Consider the following 17,954-nt stretch of genomic DNA (forward strand, 5'->3'; position numbering starts at 1 on the left):
TGGCCTTTCCGGAGTCAGCGCGAGTCTTTGTCGGCAGCCAACGCGCGTGCGGCCTGACGCACCCGGCACCATGTCTCATATTCACCCATGGCATCGGCCAGCGCGCGGTGAGCCGGAGTGTTGCTTTTCGCCGCATTGGCGGCCGCGACGAGGCCGTCGACCTCGACCTCCAGCCGGCCGGCTGGGACGACGGTCCGGAGGATTTCCGTGGCCGTGGCTCGCAGGGCGTCGTCCGTGTCGCGGAGCCGCAGGGCATGGCGGGGCAGCCCGCCCCCCCGCAACAGAACGCTCAGCCACTTGCCATCCCAGGATGGTGCGCTGGCGAAGAGCTCGTGCTCGCTCAGCACCTCGATCATTCGTGTCGCCACGCTGGTGTGCGTTTCACCTTCATGGACTAGCGTCGCCCGGCTGATGCCATGGATCGCTTCTGCCCGCGGGTCCCACTCGATCCATTCCGGAGCGGGCTTGATCAGATGGCTTTCGGCGCAACCATCCTCAAACACCCATGCCACCTCCACCGGGTAGCTTTGATCGGACAGCGACGACGCCTCGAAATCCAAGAAGACTTTCATGCCTTTGACCTTACTCAGGCGATGGCGTCCGCCAAGCACCGATCGCACTCCGTCGTGAGAAGGGACACGCGGCGACCCGCGCCCGCCGCCCTATGCGCCATCGAAAGGTCAAAAGTACCTCACCGACCTGCCGACGGGTGACCGCCATGTGAGGCCTGTCCGAGGCCAAATAGCCTGCCCGGAAAGCGAAAGGCCGCCCCGACACGGAGCGGCCTTTCCATTGTCGACCGAGGCCGGCAACCGTTCAGATCCGGCCATGCTCCAGCGAAGCCGCCACGATCGTTTTCGTTGCCGTAATCGGCATCTGACAATGAGACATCCGATCACCTCCTTTCCGTTGTTGACGATGATCCGGAAATGGGGTTCCATCCCTTTGTTTCAATACCTTACTACCTCGCTTCGTCGTGACGCAGTGACGGTCCGTGCATCCCGGCGCAGCTTGGACGTTCACGACGCCGGCCCGATCACCGACGAGGCAAGCAGGGATATCTGGCACTGCCGGTCGCCCGCCAGCTCCGGCACGAAGACGTGCCGGCGGCCCTGGCCGAGTTGTCCATCGACCGGGGACCGCCTGGGCCTGTCAGGTTGGATAACGGCAGCCAATTCATCGCCAGCGCTGTCCAAAAGTGGCTGAGGCAGATCGGGGTGGAGACGCTCTGCATCACGCCTGGCTTGCCGTGGGAGAATGGCTGCAACGAGGGCTTCCACGGCCCGCCGGGTGACGAACTGCGGGGCGGCGAGATCTTCGACAGCCTCATCGAGGCTGAAGTGGTGATCGAGGTTTGGCGGCGTTACTTTCACACCATCCAGCCACACAGCAGCCTGGGCGATCATCCTTGGGCTTCGGAAGCGGCGACACCGCCGTTGCCGGCCTCCGGTTCCGCTTCGCTCCACCTACGCCCGGCAATGGCGGCGGGGACCACGATGTACTGACTAGCACCCCGGACCACCCGATGGGGGCTGCTCAGCCTCCTGACCGCAACATCAGGACCGAAGGCGTTCAGAAATCCAGGGGCTACTGACAGACTATGACGATGGAACGCCTAATCTATGATCTCCCTCCTCAGACAGGCTTGCTATCTTGCGCCAGAAGCGTTTGGCGATCGCAGCAAGGATGTTGAGCAAGGTCTCCGTCTAGACAGATATGCTTGGCATCAACACCCATTTTGACGATCACCCCGGTGCTGGCTGCGTCCATCGCGCAGAGCATCAGGCCGCCGGTCGACCAGTTCGACATACGCGGCACGTTGAAGAAGCACCTTTCTTTACCGGCGGTCCACCCATTATGAGGCGGCATCGGCCATCACGGATCACGCGTCACGACATGCCGCCCAGCGGATTGGAACTTGTCTATCTGGAAAACCGTGACCGTCTCGTCCGGTTTCTGCGTGCGCGCGGTGCGGGAGATGTAGCCGAAGATTTGGTTCATGATCTGTGGTTGACCGTGTCTACCCGCTCCGAGGGGCCCATCGCCAATCCTGTCGCCTATCTCCACCGCGCCGCAGACCGTTTGATGATCGACCGGTATCGCTCGCGCAGCCAAGCCGAAAAACGCGAGCAAGCCTGGGAGAAGGATCGGGAGGGCGAGAATTTCATGATGCCGACGCCGGAACGCGAGGTGGGCGCGCGCCAGGAAGCGGAACGGGTCGTGGCAGTGCTGAACGCGCTTGGCGATCGTAAGGCCGGAATTTTTCGCCGGGTTCGTATCGATGGAGTGGCGCAACGCACCGTGGCGGAAGAATTCGGCGTTAGCCTTAGTACCGTCGAAGCCGACCTGCGCGAGGCCGCCCGTGCCCTCATCACCCTGAAGGATGCTTTTCAATGAGCGCTCTGGGCAGGGCCGGCACTACCGAATATGTTGACGCCGAGGCGCTCGACTGGGCGCTGCGCATGGCGGAACCGAGGGCGGACTGGGATGCCTTTCTGGCCTGGCTGGAGGCGGACCCCGGCCGGTCCGCCCGCTATGATCATGCAGTCTCCTTGCTGGAGGCCGCGACCGATATGGTGCGCGATCAAGCATTCTCGCCCACTGTCTCAAACCACACGTCTTCGCCCTCGCCCGTGCGCCGCCATTGGATCGGCGGTGCAGTGGCTGCTGCCCTGATCGCAGCGATTGGCTTCGGCGTCTGGCATGAGCGCGACCGCAGCTACATGGTCGCCACAGCGGCAGGCGAGCAGCGCGCCATCCGTCTCGCTGACGGCAGCAGCATCGCGCTGGCGGGCGGGTCGCGGGTCCGGCTCGACCCCGTTCGCCCCCGCAGCGCCAGCGTTCTAGCGGGTCAGGTGCTTTTCCGCGTCCGCCACGATGCGAGCGATCCCTTTCACGTGAACGTCGGCGACCTCGAACTCACCGACCTTGGTACGGTGTTTGACGTGCGCCTGCTGGGTGACCAGACGCATGTCGCGGTTGCGGAGGGCGCAGTGATGGTCGATCCACGAGGTCCCAAGCTGCGGCTCGGACCGGGCCAATCAGTGACCGAGGTCGACGGGCAGTTACGCCGCAGCCAGCAGGATGCGGCGGACGTGGGCGCCTGGCGTGACGGTCGTCTGTCCTATGACGATGCGGCGTTGCGCGACGTGGCGGACGACCTGTCGCGGCAACTTGGCCTGCCGATCACTGCCGCCCCGGCGGTCGCTGGGCGCACCTTCAACGGAACGTTAGAGATGCGGGGGCTTCGCGACGATCCAAGCGTCTTAGGTGCGCTGCTTGGTGTCGAAGTGCGGCACGAGGGTAGTGAATGGATATTGGACGAGCGCCGTTGAGCCTCATTCCTCGAAGCCTTCTCGCGGCCGCGGCGATCGCCATGGCCCCGGCGGCGACGGCGCAGACGTCATTCGTGGACCTGCGGGCCGGCACCGTCGGCCAGCAGGTTACCGCACTCGGCCGTCAGATGCGCACCAGCATCGTCGTGCCCGACCCCGGCTTGTGGGCGCGACGCGTCCCCGCCCTGCGTGGTCGCATGACTGTGGAGACGGCGCTGGCACGCATCGCCGCTCGGGCTCGCGCGACTGTTCAGCCGGTCGGCGGGGTCGGTTGGCGGCTCAACACTGCCGTGGCACCGCCTCGGCGACCGCGGCGCACACCCGTACGGCTCGCCGCGCTGCCAGCGGATACGGCACCTGATCCTGACATCCTCGTCGTCGCTAGCAAACGCGACACCAGCCGCGACCAGTTCGCCGGCCAGGTCGCCCGCGTGCCGGGCGTCGAGCTGGAACGCGGCGGCGCTGGCGGTACGGAGCGCCTCGTTCAGCGGCTTACCAGCGTCACCTCCACCTATCTCGGGGCCGGCCGTAACAAACTGTTTATCCGCGGCATCGCCGACTCCAGCTTCACCGGACCGACCCAGGCGACCGTTGGCCAATATTATGGCGACCTGCGCCTCAGCTACAATGCGCCGGATCCCGATTTGCGCCTCGCCGATCTTGCCGCGGTGGAGGTGCTGGAGGGGCCGCAGGGAACGCTTTACGGTGCCGGCTCGCTTGGCGGCATCATCCGCCTGGTGCCGAACCCGGTCAACCTGTCCGCCACGAGTGGGTCGTTGACGGTAGGAAGCTCGGCAACTGAGCACGGTCAGCCGGGCTTGGACGAGCAGGCGGTGCTCAACGCCCCGATCGTCACGGATCGGCTCGCTGTGCGATTGGTCGCCAATGCCGCTTTGGAAGGGGGCTATATCGACAAGCCCCTGCTTTCCCGCACCGACGTCAATCGCACCCGCATCATGGGTGGACGCGTAACGGCGCATCTCGCCCTGGGTTCAGACTGGAGCACCGAGCTCGTGGGCATCGGCCAGCGTATTCGGGGCGCGGACAGCCAATATGCCGACCGCACCGGCCCGCCGCTTTCTCGCCTCGCCGCGGTGCCCGAAGGCTTCCGCTCGGACTACGGCCAGGTACAGGCCATCCTGTCCGGCACCATCGGTGACGTCCATCTGCGCTCCACCAGCGGCATCACCACGCACGATCTACTCGAGCGCTACGATGCGACCCCGGCCGGCGGCCCCGCACGGGTGTTCGTGCAGAGCAACCAGACGCGTATGGAGGCGAATGAAACACGCGTCTGGCATAGTGGAGCAGACGGTTCGGGGTGGCTGGGCGGGATCAGCTACATTCACAACCGCACGTTGCTGCGCCGTTTGATTGGCGCACCCGATCGCCCCGCGCCGGCGACCGGCGTGATAAATAGCGTGACCGAGTGGACTGCCTATGGTGAGGGCAGTGTCCGCCCCCTTCCCGGCCTGCTCGCAACTGCCGGGTTGCGTGCGACCCGCACCACGCTGAAGGGACGTGGCCAGGACGTGTCTCCGATCGTCGTTGCAGAGCGCGACGATCTGACCGCACGCCGGTCGCAGACGATCGTTCTTCCCGCGGCATCGCTGCTTTTGGATCTCACAAAGGGATCCAAATTGTTCGCGCGCTACCAACAGGGATTTCGGCCCGGTGGCCTCGCGATCGAGGGCGACTTTGTCCGCGAGTTCCGCAACGACCGGGTCGCCACGATCGAAGCGGGCATCCGCCACAATGCGCGCCGCGTCGATCTCAGCGTGACCATCGCGCGGGCCGCATGGCGCGACATCCAGGCGGATTTCATTGATGGATTCGGCCTGCCCAGCACCGCCAACATCGGCAATGGCCGGCTCTGGACAGTCGAGGCAGCGGCCGGCATCCGCCCGTTGCCGGGTTTGCGGATTGAGGGCGGCGCGACGTATAATGATGGCCTGATCGAGGAGCCCTCCGAAGCGCTGGTCGCGCTTGCCGTGCCTGCCGGTCCCCCGCCTGGTACCAGCGCCCGCGCGCTGGCGCTCGCGCGCCTCGAACAGATTCCGAACATCGCCCGCTTCACCGGACGGATCGGCGCCATCTACACCCGCAGCCTCAAGGATGCCGAATTCACCTTGGATGGCTGGGCACGCTATATCGGTTCATCGCGCCTGGGCATCGGCCCGGTACTTGGCCAACAACAGGGCAGCTATCTCGATACCGAGCTTACCGCGCGTCTGGATTTCGTCCGCTTTGGCGTCAGCGCCAGCTTGAGCAACCTGACCGACACCCGTGGCAACCGCTTCGCACTCGGCACCCCGTTCGCGACCGGTCGCGACCAGGTCACGCCCCTGCGCCCACGTACTGTTCGGATCGGCTTGGACACGCGGTTCTAGCATGCCGCCTTATTCGCGCAGGAGCATGGCCGACACATCGACCGTCATCATGATCGTAGCTTTATCGCCGGACGCCACTGGCGAACGCTTCGGCATTCCCTTTGACAAAAAAAGACGTGTTCCACCAAGGCTGAGCCGTCACGCCTCCGTCTGAGGAAGGATGCACGGCCACCGCCACCCATTCCCTGATCCGAAATCCACTCCCGTCCTGCTCGACGTGACGCGCCTGGTCGAGTTGCGCTGGACCGGCCGGCAGCTGAACGGCATCGACCGCGTCTGCGTTGCCTATGCACGGCATTTCGCTGACGTCGCCCGCGCCGTGGTGCAGCATCGCGGCGTCATCCGGGTTATCGGAGCGGGCGCATCGCGACATCTGTTCAATCTTCTTGTTCAGGGCGGCTCCTCCACCCGTACGCGCATCGCCGGGCACCTGGCCGCTGCCCTGGCCGCACCGCTACGCCCGCAGCCGGGTAGCCTGTACCTCAATGTCACTCATACCGATTTCGATCTACCCGCGCACGGGCAATGGATCGCACGGCATGCCCTACGCCCGATCTACCTGGTGCATGACCTCATCCCCGTGCTGCATCCGGAATATTGCCGTCCTCATGCCGTCGCCCGCCATGAGGGTCGCGTGACGGCGGCGCTAACGCAGGGATCGGGGATCATCGTCGCGACGCACGCCGTGGCGCGCGACCTTCACGATCACGCCGCCCGGCATAGCCTTCCCGAACCACCGATCGTCGTGGCACCCCTAGCAGGAGCGGATCTGAAGCCCAACGATGCGCATGCGGCCAGCACCGAAGATTATTTCCTCTGCGTCGGCACGATCGAGAGCCGCAAGAACCACCAGCACCTGCTGCGGGTATGGCAACGAATCCATGCTCGCCGGGGACCTGCAACACCACGGTTGGTCATCGTCGGCCGCTGGGGATGGGGATCAGAGGATTTCCGCTCCGCACTTCAGGCATCAGGCATGGCGGGCGGCCTCATCAGCATCCTCGATGATTGCGACGACGTGGGACTCGCGTCGCTGATGGCCGGGGCACGCGCGATGCTGATGCCCTCGCTTGCGGAAGGCTTCGGCTTACCGATGGCCGAGGCACTTACGCTTGGCACACCGGTGATCGCCAGCGACTTGCCCTGTTTCCGCGAAGTGGGCCAGGGTATTCCGTGCCTTCTCGATCCCCATGACGTCACCTCTTGGGCGAGACGCATCGAAGCGCTTGATCTCGCCGCGGCCCGGCGCCAGCGGCGCGTCGACGCGCTGCACGGCTACTGCCCGCCACGCTGGGATGACCATTTCGCCACGATCACGCCGTGGCTGGCGGCGATCGTCGGCACGTCGCCCATCGTTCCGGCACCCAGCCGCCATCGCTTCAATGTGGAACCCTGATCCGTGTCGTCCCGCCTGCCGCGCCCTGCGCCCTTGTTCCTCATCCTGGTCGTCCTTCCGACCTTCCTGGCATGTCTCTACTTCGCCTTCTTTGCCAGCGACGTGTACGTGTCAGAGGCGCGGTTCGTGGTGCGCAGCCCCAGCAAGGCGGCGGCCACCTCGCTTGGCCAAGTGCTCAGCGGTAGCGGCCTCAGCGGCGCCAGCGAAGAAGGCAACGCCGTCGTCGAATATCTCGAGTCGCGCAGCGCCCTGGCGGATGCCGATCGAGATGGTCTGCTGACCCACGCCTACACCGCGGGTTCGGTCTTCGTGCTCGACCGGTTTGGCGGCTTCCTGCCGATCAATCGCGAGCGCTTTTTCGACTATTATCTCGGCAAGGTGGAGGTCGAGCCTGATCCAACGACGCAGGTTCTCCATCTGAGCGTCAGCGCCTTCGAACCGGCCCAGGCGCGCGCGATCAATGAGCGGCTGCTTGAGCGGTCGGAAGCGCTGGTGAACCGACTCTCCAGTCGCGCGCGGACCGATGCGGTGTCGGTCGCCGAGGAGGACGCACGCACCGCGCAGCGCCGGGCCCGTGACGCGGCGGTCGCGCTTGCCGGCTATCGCAACCGCGCCGGCATCGTCGACCCCGAAAAGGAAGCCGAGTCCCGCCTACAGGGCATCGCCAAGCTGGAAGACGACCTTGTCTCCGTCCGTACCCAGCTTCAGCAGATGGAACAGTTCACGCCTGCCGCACCGCAAATCCCCTATCTGCGAAGCCAGGTCGCGACGCTGCAGCGCGAGATTGCGGGCCGCCGGTCCGGGGTTGCCGGCGGGCGCAACTCTTTGTCAGCAGCGGGCGCGCGCTATCAGGTGCTCCTGCTCGACAGCGAGCTGGCCGGCAAGCAACTCGCCGCGGCCCTGATCTCGCTGCAGGACGCGCATGCCGAGGCCCGGCGCAAACGCGCCTATGTCGAGCGGATCGCGTCGCCCAGCTTGCCCGATTACCCCATCCGCCCCCGCCGCCTGGGCGGCGTGCTGGCGGTGCTGGTGCTCGGGCTGCTCGCCTGGGGCATCGCTTCCGTCCTACTCGCCGGCATCCGCGAGCATCGCGAAGGATGACCGCGCCCGCCAGCCTGTCCCTCCGTCACAACCTGCGCGTGCAGGGGCGCGTCCTCTGGGCTCTGCTGCTGCGTGAGATGCTGACCCGCTATGGGCGCCACAACATCGGCTTCCTGTGGTTGTTCGTCGAACCGATGCTGTTCACGCTCGGTGTCGCGGCCTTGTGGACGGCGGCCAAGGCCTATCACGGCAGCAATCTGCCGATCGTCGCCTTTGCGCTCACGGGCTATTCCAGCGTGCTCCTGTGGCGCAACATGCCAGGTCGCTGCATCGGCGCGCTGTGGAGCAACCTGTCGCTACTCTACCACCGCAACATCCGCGTGCTCGACATCTACATCGCACGCGTGGCGCTGGAATTCGGCGGCGCCACCATGTCGTTCGCCGGATTGAGCGTGCTGTTCATCACGCTCGGCTGGATCGACCCGCCGCGCAACATTCTGGAGGTGGTCGGCGGCTGGCTGCTGATCGCCTGGTTCGGCTCCGTGCTGGCGATCACACTCGGCGCGCTCAGTCATCAGAGCGAACTGGTCGACAAGCTGTGGCATCCGGCCTCGTACCTGATCTTCCCGCTGTCGGGATCGGCCTTTCTCGTCGATGCGCTTCCGGCCGCGGCGCAGAAATACGTGCTCTACATTCCGATGGTCCACGGCACCGAGATCGTGCGCGAGGGCTATTTCGGCAATCGCATCCATGCCCATTACGACCTGGGCTACGTCATTCCGTTCTGCCTCGTGCTGACCTTCATCGCACTGGGCACCACGCAATGGGTGGCGCGGCGGGTGGTGCCGGAATGATCAGGCTGAACAACGTCCGCAAGGTCTACCACACCCGTTCGGGCGACAATGTCGTGCTCGACGGAGTCGGCTTCGACCTGCATCGCGGCGAGCATCTGGGCGTGCTGGGTCGTAACGGCGCGGGCAAGTCGACGATGGTCCGCTTGATCAGCGGTGCCGAGCGACCGACCTCGGGCACCGTCGAGCGGCACATGTCGGTATCTTGGCCGCTGGCCTTTGGCGGGGCGTTCCAGCCGACGCTGTCGGGTATCGACAATATCCGCTTCATCAGCCGGATCTATGCGCAGGATTTTCAGCGCAACCTCGCCTTCGTAGCCGATTTTTCCGAACTCGGCACCTATCTGCACGAGCCGGTGCGCAGCTATTCCTCGGGCATGCGGGCGCGACTCGCCTTCGCGATATCGATGATCATCGAATTCGATTGTTTCCTGATCGACGAGATTGGCGCGGTCGGCGATGCGCGCTTCCACGATCGCTGCAATCATGAACTCTTCGGCAAGCGTGGCGATCGGGCGATGGTGCTTATCTCGCATGACCCGGGTTACCTGCGCGACCATTGTAACCGCTTCGCGCTGCTCCACGGCGGCAAGCTGTCGCTGTTCGACGATTTCGACATCGCCTATGACCGGTTTCGTGAGGTGATCGGCCTTGCCGCGCCGCCAGCCATCGACCGCGCCGCTGCCCCGGATCGCGCCGCGCTGGTCGAAGTCGCGCAGCATCGCGCACTCGGTGATGAGCGCTTCCGCATGGCGGTGCGTGAGGGCGACTGGAGCCGCGACGCTGGCGCATGGGCCGTCGCGGAGGAACGCTATACCGCCGCGCTCGCGCTCCACCCCTATCAGCGTTCCTATTGGGTGCAGCTTGGCCATGTCGCCAAGGAAGGCGGCCATTTCGCGCGGGCCGAACTCGCCTATCGAACCGCCTGCGCGATGGGTGAGCCTGCCGTCGATGTCGTCGAGCATCTTCGCTTCGTGATCGCGCAGGCCGGTGACGATCCCGATCGCTGGCCACTCCATCCCTATCGAAAAGGCGATGCGGCCATTCAGGCGCCGGGCCGCCCCGATGTGGAAGCGCTGGCGTGGCTGCTCTGGCACGGCGTGATGCCCGATGACGCAGAGGCGCTGGTGCTGCTCCGGCGCAATGGCAGTTGCGATGCGCTGGCCGCGGCGATGATCGCCGATCCCCGCTTTGGCATGGAACAAGACGAGATCGCCGCATCGACGGACCGCTCGCATGGCGAGGCGATCGGCGTTCTCGCCTTCGCTCATCTCCCTCCCGTCGAGGCAGCCGACCTGGTCGCGCGCATGGCCGACGAGCCGGCCTGGCCCCTGGCGCTGGCTGCCGGCGCCTTTGGCGACTGGCCGCAAACCCAAGAGGCGCTGCACCGATGAAGCATGTCCTGATCGACGGGTACAATCTGGGGCTGGAGAAGGGAACGGGCGTCGCCACCTATGCCCGCAATCTCAGCCATGAGATCGGGCAACTCGGCCATCGCACGTCCGTGCTGTATGGCGATCGCCTTCCCTCGCCGCGCAACCCGCTGCTACGTGAGATCGCCTTCTTCGATGGTGACGACGGTACGCGTCGCCGCCCACTGCACGACATCGCCGGCATCGTCTCCCCCCGCCCCTCGCTGGCGGAGGAGATACAGGTCAGCGGGCATGTGATCACGCGACAATTCGCCGCGCGCCTGCCCCATCATGATGCACTCTACAATGCGCCCAATGTGTTCCGTCGCGCCAATGGCCGCTTCAACACCTGGGGCCTAAGCACCCCGGTTCGCCTGCCGTCCACGCCGGATCTGGCGCACTGGACCTATCCACTTCCGCTGCACGTCCCCGGCGCGGCGAACCTGTACACGCTGCACGACCTCGTGCCGCTGCGGCTGCCCTACACCACGCTCGACAACAAGCGGCGCTATCTCGGGCTGATCCGGCAACTGGTGAAGACCGCGGACCATATCGTCACCGTATCCGAATGTTCGCGCCGCGACATCATCGACCTCACCGGCATCGCACCCGATCGCGTCACCAACACCTACCAATCGGTCGACATCCCCGCACGGCTTCGCAACCTTCCCGAGGAGCAGGTCGCCCGGGAGGTCGAGGGTGCGATCGGCGCGGCGTACAAGGGCTATTTCCTGTTCTGGGGCTCCATCGAGCCCAAGAAAAATGTCGGTCGCATCGTCGAGGCCTATCTGGCCAGCGGGCTCACCACCCCGCTCGTCATCGTGGGCGCCCGTGCATGGCGGTCGGAGAACGAGCTGCGCCTGCTGGACGCCTTCACCAACGGCAAGCCCATGAAGGGCGACGTTCGGCGCGGCCGGATCATCGTCCTGCCCTATGCTCCGTTCAGCCTGCTTGTCAGCCTGATCCGCGGTGCCAGGGCGGCCCTCTTTCCTTCGCTTTATGAAGGCTTTGGCCTGCCGGTGCTGGAGGCGATGATGCTCGGCACCCCGGTCCTTTGCTCGAACACGTCGTCGCTGCCCGAAGTCGCCGGTGACGCCGCAATGGCTGTCGACCCCTATGACACGGCGGCGATCGCTGCGGGCCTCCGCGCCCTGGACGCGGATACGGGGCTGCGGGACGACCTGAGCCGCCATGGGCTGGCGCAGGCCGCGCTCTTTTCCCCTGACCGTTACCGAGCCCGGCTCGCCGCGCTCTATCAAAGGTTCCTGTGATGCCCGCCCCGTCGCTGCGGCTTTCCGCCCTCCTGCCCACCGCGCTGCTCGCTGCCTGTTCCACGATGAGTGCATCGGGACCCAGCGTTGGCGCGATCAAGCGCGCTGACCGCGCTCCCGCCGCCGAACAGGGTATCGTCGTCCTCCCGCTGGATGACGCCGCAGGCCGTCGTACCGCCAGCTATGCCCGTTCGCAGCGCTTCGCCGATATCTTCGGCATGGCCCCTGCCGCCGGCACCGTGATCGGGACAGGCGACGTGCTCGATATCGCGATCTGGGAAGCGCCGCCTGCGGTCCTGTTCGGTGCCACCGCCCCCGGCGCCAGCATCGGCAATTCGCTGGCTCAGAGTGCCGGCATACCACAGCAGGTCGTGGGTGAGGACGGCACCGTCACCATCCCCTTTGTCGGAACCGTCATGGTTCGTGGCCGTACCCCGCAGGATGTCGGCCGCATGATTGTTGCCCGGCTTGCCGGCCGCGCCCATAGCCCGCAAGCGATCGTTCGCCTTGCGCAGAACGACAGCCGGGCAATGACCGTGATGGGAGAGGTCGGCGCAACTCGCCGCTTGCCGCTGACCCCGCGCGGCGAACGACTGCTCGACGTCCTCGCGGCAGCTGGCGGATCACGCCAGCCGGTTGCCAAGACCACCATCCAGCTCACGCGCGGTTCTCGTACCGCCGCCATGCCGCTCGACGCCATCGTGCGCGACCCCGCACAGAACGTCACGGTCCAAGCCGGCGATATCGTCACCGCGATCTTCCAACCCTATAGTTTCATCGCACTGGGTGCGGTCGGGCAGAATGCCGAGGTCCCGTTCGAGGGCGGCGGCATCTCTCTCGCCCAGGCTCTTGGCCGGGTGGGCGGCCTGCGCGACGACCGTGCTAATGTTCGTGGCGTCTTCGTCTTCCGCCTCGAACATCCCGAGGCGCTGCCGCAGGACATTGTCGCCACGGCTCGCCGCACCGCCGATGGACTGGTCCCGGTTGTCTACCGCATTGACCTGGGCCAGGGGGCTTCGTTGTTCGCCGCGCAGGATTTTGCGATCCGCGACAAGGATGTGCTCTACGTCTCGAACGCGCCGATCGCGGATCTTCAAAAGTTCCTCAGCATCGTCTCCAGCGCCGCCTTCTCGGTCACCGGCATCAACAACGCTTTGCCATGAACGCCCGAGGCCCCTCCACGCCTACGATCTGCATCGACTGCCGTTATATCGGACCACGCCCTAGCGGGATCGCTGAGGTGGTGCGGCGGCTGATCGACCATCTGCCTGCCTTGGCACCGGACCTGCGATTCCTGCTGCTGCGTCATCCCGCGCATGATGGGCCATTGAGCGATGCCACCAACGTTATCGAGCAGGTGGTGCGACAGGCCGCCAACGGACCGGCGACACTGTGGTGGCTGCCCGAAGTCGCCGATCTCTCGCGCGTGGATCTGTTTCACGCGACCTTCAACATCATGCCCGCCGGGCTGACGATGCCTTGCGTCGTGACCATCCACGACATCATGCGCCTGACCAAGCCGTCATGGTGTCGCACCGGCATGCGCGGCGTGGTGGAGCGCCATTTTTACGGTCACGGCTTGCGGCGCGCGATCCACCACGCCGATGCGATCGCCGCGATCAGCGCTGCGACGGCGGCGGAGATCGCGCGCTTCCATCCGCCAGCAGCGTCGCGGACGAGCGTCACTGCTTCCGGCGTGTCGTCGCACTTCCGCCCCCTGCCCCCAGATTCCGCTATTCTGTCCGAACTGGGCCTTACCCCTGGCCAGCCCTTCGTTCTGACGATCGGACAGGATGCGCCGTACAAAAATCATGAAGGCGCGCTCCGTGGGTTCGCGGCGGCCTTCCCCGGCGACGCCCCGATCGAACTGGTGTTCGTGCAACGCCAAGGTGCGGGCCGGGCAAAGCTGATCATGCTGGCAAAAGCACTGGGCGTGGCGGATCGGATCCGCTTTCTTCCAACCGTGAACGACGCGCAATTGATAACGCTCTACGGCGCAGCGCGCGTCCTGCTCCATCCATCGCTCGGCGAGGGGTTCGGCAATCCCATAGTGGAGGCGATGGCTTGCGGTTGCCCGGTCGTCACCAGCAACACCTCGTCCATGCCAGAAGTGGCCGAGGGCGCAGCCCTCCTCGTCGATCCATATGATATCGCGTCGATCGCCAGTGGATTGCTGGCTGTCGTCCAATCGCCCACGCGGGCGGCGGCAATGCGCCGGGCGGGCCTGATCCGCGCAGCCGAGCTCGATTGGCGTGATTTTGCGGCAGCCAATCTCGCCATATACCGCCGATTGCTCGCAAATCGGTCACTCTGACCAAGGTTCCCGCTGCTTCGCTCCGTCAATGCAGCGATGCACATAGCGGGAACGATTACCTTGTCTCACATCTTCCTGGTCTTCGAGAACGCAGCAACGGTCGAATGCAATGTCGCAGGACTCCCCGCCGGTGCACGCGCCGTCCACGCGCTGACGCGTGATGACGGCATCAGCGGCTGCACTCTGGTCGCGGACCAGGGATGGACGGCAAGTGGCGAACTGATCCTGGAATGCGAACGACTGGCACCCGGTTTGCCGGTCGTCTTCGCGCAGACGCCACCCGCTGGTGACGCGATGGCGGTGTGCGGCGAGGCATTTGTGGCTGCCCTCGCTCGGCATCATGGCTCAGCCTCGCGCGACGACCTGCTGTTTGCGCTGATGGATGCCCGCCGCCGGCGGACAGCGCCACAGAATGCCCTGCGTCGTGCAAGTCGCGATATCCTCGCCGCTACCGGAAAGCGCGGCGACGGGATCGTCTCGCGTTATGTCAATCGACCGATCTCGCGCGCGATCAGCGGCCAGTTGTTGAAAGTTCATGGGGTTGAACCGTCTCATGCCAGCATCGGCACCGCCCTTCTCGGGCTCTGCATGGCGCTGGCGCTGGTGCTGGGCAGAGATGCCGGCCTGATCGCAGGAGCATTGCTGTTCCAGGCGGCGTCGATATTCGACGGAGTTGATGGTGAGATGGCACGAGCGACCTTTCGCACGTCGCGAACCGGTGCCGCGCTGGATAGCGCGATCGATGCCGCAACCAATCTCGGCTTCGTGTTGGGAGTGACTGTCAACGTCGCGCTGGCAGGCGATAGGCTGGCGGCTTCAGCCGGGGGGATCGCGCTGGTGGCGCTGGCTGCAGGCCTCGCCCTGATTGGTCGCCGCGCCCGCGCGACACGCCAGCCCCTGAACTTCGACGTGGTGAAAGGTCATCTTCGACAGAGAAGCCACACCATGGTCATGGATTGCCTGATCCACCTCACCATGCGCGACTTCTATGCTCTCGCCTGCGCTCTTCTCATCCTGGCGGGCTTCACGCACTTTGTCTTGCTGGCTTTTGCGACAGTCGCGATCGGCTGGTTCGGCGTGACGGCGTTTGTGCTCGCTCGGACTTCGCAGAAGTTCAGCGTGGCGAGCAAGCCCGTCACACCCCCACTGACGTGACCCCCGTTTCTTCAGCCACCTGGATCTAGAGACCGGCCATCGATGAGCCCCACTGCGCTTCGTCGCTGCGTGGGCGCGCAAGCGCCTGAGCTTGGCTGGGCGTTACGGGCTTGGCGGGCACGGTCACGACGGTCACACCGCATGGGACTCGACGAGCTACGTTCGGGGGCAGTCGGCTCCCTGTGGAGAGGACCCAGAATCCGACATTCGTGAGCTCTCTCCGCGTTTCCGACATCTGCCATTCGTGCAGTTCATTTAGCTGGCGGATCGGGGCCATCCGGCGTCTGTACGAACGGCTGAGCGGGTGCGAAGCGGACGACCTGTTTAGATCTGACCGTTTTCAACCTGAAGAGCGTGGATTTGCGGCAAGGCGATCAACCGGTTGAAGCGCAGACCGAATTTAGACCCATCCTTCCACACAACGACGCCATGCCGGTCCAGCCCGGCGACGCATATCCGTATCATGGATCCGACCAGCACGCTGGTCGGCGTATGGACCATAGCACCAGTGACGGACACATTCAGGATATGGCTACGACTTCTCACGCCGTTGACGAGCAGATCGGCGGATTTGAAAACTTTGATCCGCTTCGAGCGACGGTGATCCTGCCCATCACTTCGCACGCGGACCGATAGTTTCATCTCGCTAGGAACATTCACGTGGATTTGCCGAGCTTTTTCAGAGCTTCGAGAAGCGCGTTTGCGGCATCGTTCGCAGTGCCGCCCGCTTTCGCAGCAGCATCTTCCAAAGCCTTCGCTGCCGCTGCGGCGGCGTCATCGGCCGCCTTCTGCGCTGCCTTCGCAGCCTGATCCGCAATCGCAGCAGCGTCTGCGGCCGCTTTCGCGGCATTCTTTTCGGCATCTCTGGCCGCCATTTCGGCTTCCTTGACCGCCTTGTCAGCACTTGCTTTAGCAGCCTCATCCGCCGCCTTCTGGGCGTCTCTCGCCGCCTTCTCCGCAGCCGCATCGGATGCCGCCTTGGCGGCCTCCTTCGCCATCTTGTCCGCAACCGCTGCAGCTGCATCCTCCTGGGCCTTTGCCGCCTCCTTCGCGGCCTTCTCTGCCTCGCGCGCGGCCTGGTCGGCCTGTTTCGCTGCATCCCGCGCGGCCCTGTCCGCTGCGACCTTCGCTGCCTGTTCGGCTTGCTTCGACGCTTCCGCGGCTTGTGCAGCAGCGGCTTGGCTCGCCTCCTTTGCGGCCCGATCAGCACTTGCGCGTTGCGCATCCGCGGCTACCTTGGCCGCCGCAGCCGCTGCGGCAGCCGCGTCGCGGGCTGACTGCTCTGCGACCAGCCGGGCAGCGCTATTGGCGGAATCAGCCGCTGCAGCGTCGGCTGCGGCCTTTGCGGCCTGAGCCGCCTGAGCCGCCTGGGCCTGTGTTGCAGCCTTCAACGCCTGTTGCTGCGCTTCGCCTGCCTGTGCAGCAGCCAGCGCCGCCGCAGCCTGTTGGGCGTTTGACGCCGCTTGCGCCGCGGCAGCCGAGGCGGCCTGTGCAGCGGAAGCAGCTGCGTTGTCGGCCACTGCCTTGGCTGCCGCCTCGGCGAGCTTGGCGGCTGCTGCGGCCGTGGCTTGCGCCTGGGCCTGTGCGGTATCCCGAGCGGCCCGTTCGCTATCGGCCTTGGCGACGTCCGCTGCGGCTGCGGCAGCTGCCTTGGCGGTGGCCTCCGCCAGGGCCGCCGCGGCTGCCCTGGCGGCGTCACTACGCTCCTGATCGAGCTTCGCGGCAGCAGCTTGGGCGGCGGATTGCTCGGCCGCAGCCGCGACCGCTTGCGCTGCTCGTTCTGCTGCGGCCTTCGCTTGCGCCGCACTTTCCGCATCCGCCGCAACTTGACGCGCTGCTTCTGCTGCTTGCTGGTCCGTTGCAGCGGCGACGTTGATGGCAGCCACGACCTCCACTGCCTTGACAGCCGAGGATGACGCCTCTGTCGCAACCTTGGTTGCGTCTGCCACTTCCGCCAGGTCCGCTTCCTTGCCGAGGCTTCCCTCGACAAGCCCCCCTGTCATGCCCGAGAGCGAGACTGGCCGCTCGTACACGACGTCAGCGATGACCGCCGCCTCTGGTTGCTCCATCGGACGGGACGGCGCAGCCTGGCTTGGCTCGGTGGTCGCTGCTGCGGCGACCGGGGCGGCCTTGCCTGACGCTTCGGCATCGGGCGCTGCCGGCGAGTCGATGATCTTGGTCTTGCCGCCGCTTTCGACCTGCATCCGGAACTGATTGCCGGATGAGATGAGGGCAACCGCGCCCGGTCTGATCAGGTCATGGGCCCCCCCATCGAGCGTCGCGACATCTACTGCCCCTTCCAGAACCTGCAACGAGGCGCCCTGCTCGCTGACGCCGACCGAAAAGGTGGTGCCCTTGACCACTGCCGCCAGATACGGCGTCTTCACCTCGAAATGGGGCGTCATCTTCTTCTTGATCATGAAGACGACGTTGCCGAAATCCTCGAAGACCCTCGTGAAACCGGTCGCTTCTTCCTCGGCACGCGGCAAGCGCACCTGCGAGGCAGGCGCCACCATCATATATTCGGTGCCACGGACCAGAACCGCGCGCCCACCCTTGCCCGTGGTCACGGTGTCGCCCGGCGCGATCGCTCCACCGCGCTGCGCCACCGACGTCAGCCCGCCTCTCGACACCTGCACCTGACCCGATGTTTCGCTGATCGTCCAGCCACGTGGACCCGCAATGGCCATGGACGAGCAGGTGGCGGCCAGCATCGCCAACAGGTGCTTACGCATTCGGGTCTCCGAAGATGAACGGCCCCATTTCCGTTCGATCTTGCGCTATCCAGC

15 protein-coding genes and 1 pseudogene are annotated in these 17,954 nt (G+C 65.4%); 13 read left to right on the top strand and 3 right to left on the bottom strand.

The window, feature by feature from the left end:
- Positions 1–14: 14 nt before the first annotated feature.
- Complete coding sequence (locus tag GGQ96_RS00650) at positions 15–572, bottom strand: 3'-5' exonuclease family protein (protein WP_184110604.1); 558 nt, start codon at positions 570–572, stop codon at positions 15–17.
- 463 nt (positions 573–1,035) lie between these two features.
- Here GGQ96_RS00650 and GGQ96_RS00655 point away from each other — a divergent pair.
- The 13 genes and pseudogenes from GGQ96_RS00655 to GGQ96_RS00710 form a co-directional block, all read left to right on the top strand.
- Positions 1,036–1,505, top strand: a pseudogene (locus GGQ96_RS00655) (integrase core domain-containing protein); the annotation flags it as partial.
- 211 nt (positions 1,506–1,716) lie between these two features.
- Positions 1,717–2,397, top strand: coding sequence for an RNA polymerase sigma factor (locus GGQ96_RS00660; protein ID WP_343058883.1), 681 nt, complete (start codon positions 1,717–1,719; stop codon positions 2,395–2,397).
- On the top strand, positions 2,394–3,335 hold the full coding sequence (locus tag GGQ96_RS00665) for a FecR family protein (RefSeq protein WP_184110606.1): 942 nt from the start codon (positions 2,394–2,396) through the stop codon (positions 3,333–3,335). The genes GGQ96_RS00660 and GGQ96_RS00665 overlap by 4 nt, the downstream gene beginning before the upstream one ends.
- Positions 3,332–5,725: a TonB-dependent receptor gene (locus tag GGQ96_RS00670; RefSeq protein ID WP_343058884.1), complete on the top strand. Its 2,394-nt coding sequence runs from the start codon at positions 3,332–3,334 to the stop codon at positions 5,723–5,725. The genes GGQ96_RS00665 and GGQ96_RS00670 overlap by 4 nt, the downstream gene beginning before the upstream one ends.
- 25 nt (positions 5,726–5,750) lie before the next feature.
- Positions 5,751–5,879, top strand: a complete 129-nt coding sequence (locus tag GGQ96_RS21630) for a hypothetical protein (protein ID WP_281392599.1) — start codon at positions 5,751–5,753, stop codon at positions 5,877–5,879.
- A 6-nt stretch (positions 5,880–5,885) separates the two neighbouring features.
- Positions 5,886–7,121: a glycosyltransferase family 4 protein gene (locus tag GGQ96_RS00675; protein ID WP_184110608.1), complete on the top strand. Its 1,236-nt coding sequence runs from the start codon at positions 5,886–5,888 to the stop codon at positions 7,119–7,121.
- A 3-nt stretch (positions 7,122–7,124) separates the two neighbouring features.
- The gene (locus tag GGQ96_RS00680) at positions 7,125–8,222 is read left to right on the top strand and encodes a hypothetical protein (protein ID WP_184110609.1); all 1,098 of its coding nucleotides are present in this window, start codon (positions 7,125–7,127) and stop codon (positions 8,220–8,222) included.
- Positions 8,219–9,016 (top strand): ABC transporter permease, encoded by a 798-nt coding sequence (locus GGQ96_RS00685; RefSeq protein WP_184110610.1) that lies wholly within the window; start codon positions 8,219–8,221, stop codon positions 9,014–9,016. The genes GGQ96_RS00680 and GGQ96_RS00685 overlap by 4 nt, the downstream gene beginning before the upstream one ends.
- Positions 9,013–10,407, top strand: coding sequence for an ATP-binding cassette domain-containing protein (locus GGQ96_RS21735; RefSeq protein WP_184110611.1), 1,395 nt, complete (start codon positions 9,013–9,015; stop codon positions 10,405–10,407). The genes GGQ96_RS00685 and GGQ96_RS21735 overlap by 4 nt, the downstream gene beginning before the upstream one ends.
- Positions 10,404–11,696, top strand: a complete 1,293-nt coding sequence (locus GGQ96_RS00695) for a glycosyltransferase family 4 protein (protein ID WP_184110612.1) — start codon at positions 10,404–10,406, stop codon at positions 11,694–11,696. The genes GGQ96_RS21735 and GGQ96_RS00695 overlap by 4 nt, the downstream gene beginning before the upstream one ends.
- A 218-nt stretch (positions 11,697–11,914) precedes the next feature.
- Positions 11,915–12,859, top strand: coding sequence for a polysaccharide biosynthesis/export family protein (locus GGQ96_RS00700; protein WP_246360061.1), 945 nt, complete (start codon positions 11,915–11,917; stop codon positions 12,857–12,859).
- Entirely contained in the window at positions 12,856–14,010 is a 1,155-nt protein-coding gene (locus tag GGQ96_RS00705; protein ID WP_246359989.1) for a glycosyltransferase family 4 protein, read from the top strand. The genes GGQ96_RS00700 and GGQ96_RS00705 overlap by 4 nt, the downstream gene beginning before the upstream one ends.
- Before the next feature lie 60 nt (positions 14,011–14,070).
- Entirely contained in the window at positions 14,071–15,165 is a 1,095-nt protein-coding gene (locus GGQ96_RS00710; protein WP_184110616.1) for a CDP-alcohol phosphatidyltransferase family protein, read from the top strand.
- Between the two features lie 324 nt (positions 15,166–15,489).
- Here GGQ96_RS00710 and GGQ96_RS00715 read toward each other — a convergent pair whose 3' ends face one another.
- Together GGQ96_RS00715 and GGQ96_RS00720 are read right to left on the bottom strand one after the other, a co-directional pair.
- On the bottom strand, positions 15,490–15,807 hold the full coding sequence (locus GGQ96_RS00715) for a PilZ domain-containing protein (protein ID WP_184110617.1): 318 nt from the start codon (positions 15,805–15,807) through the stop codon (positions 15,490–15,492).
- A gap of 14 nt (positions 15,808–15,821) precedes the next feature.
- The gene (locus GGQ96_RS00720; RefSeq protein ID WP_184110618.1) at positions 15,822–17,900 is read right to left on the bottom strand and encodes a FecR domain-containing protein; all 2,079 of its coding nucleotides are present in this window, start codon (positions 17,898–17,900) and stop codon (positions 15,822–15,824) included.
- Positions 17,901–17,954 lie beyond the last annotated feature (54 nt).

Origin of the sequence: Sphingomonas abaci (assembly GCF_014199625.1) — a bacterium.
In the GTDB taxonomy this organism is placed as follows: domain Bacteria; phylum Pseudomonadota; class Alphaproteobacteria; order Sphingomonadales; family Sphingomonadaceae; genus Sphingomonas; species Sphingomonas abaci.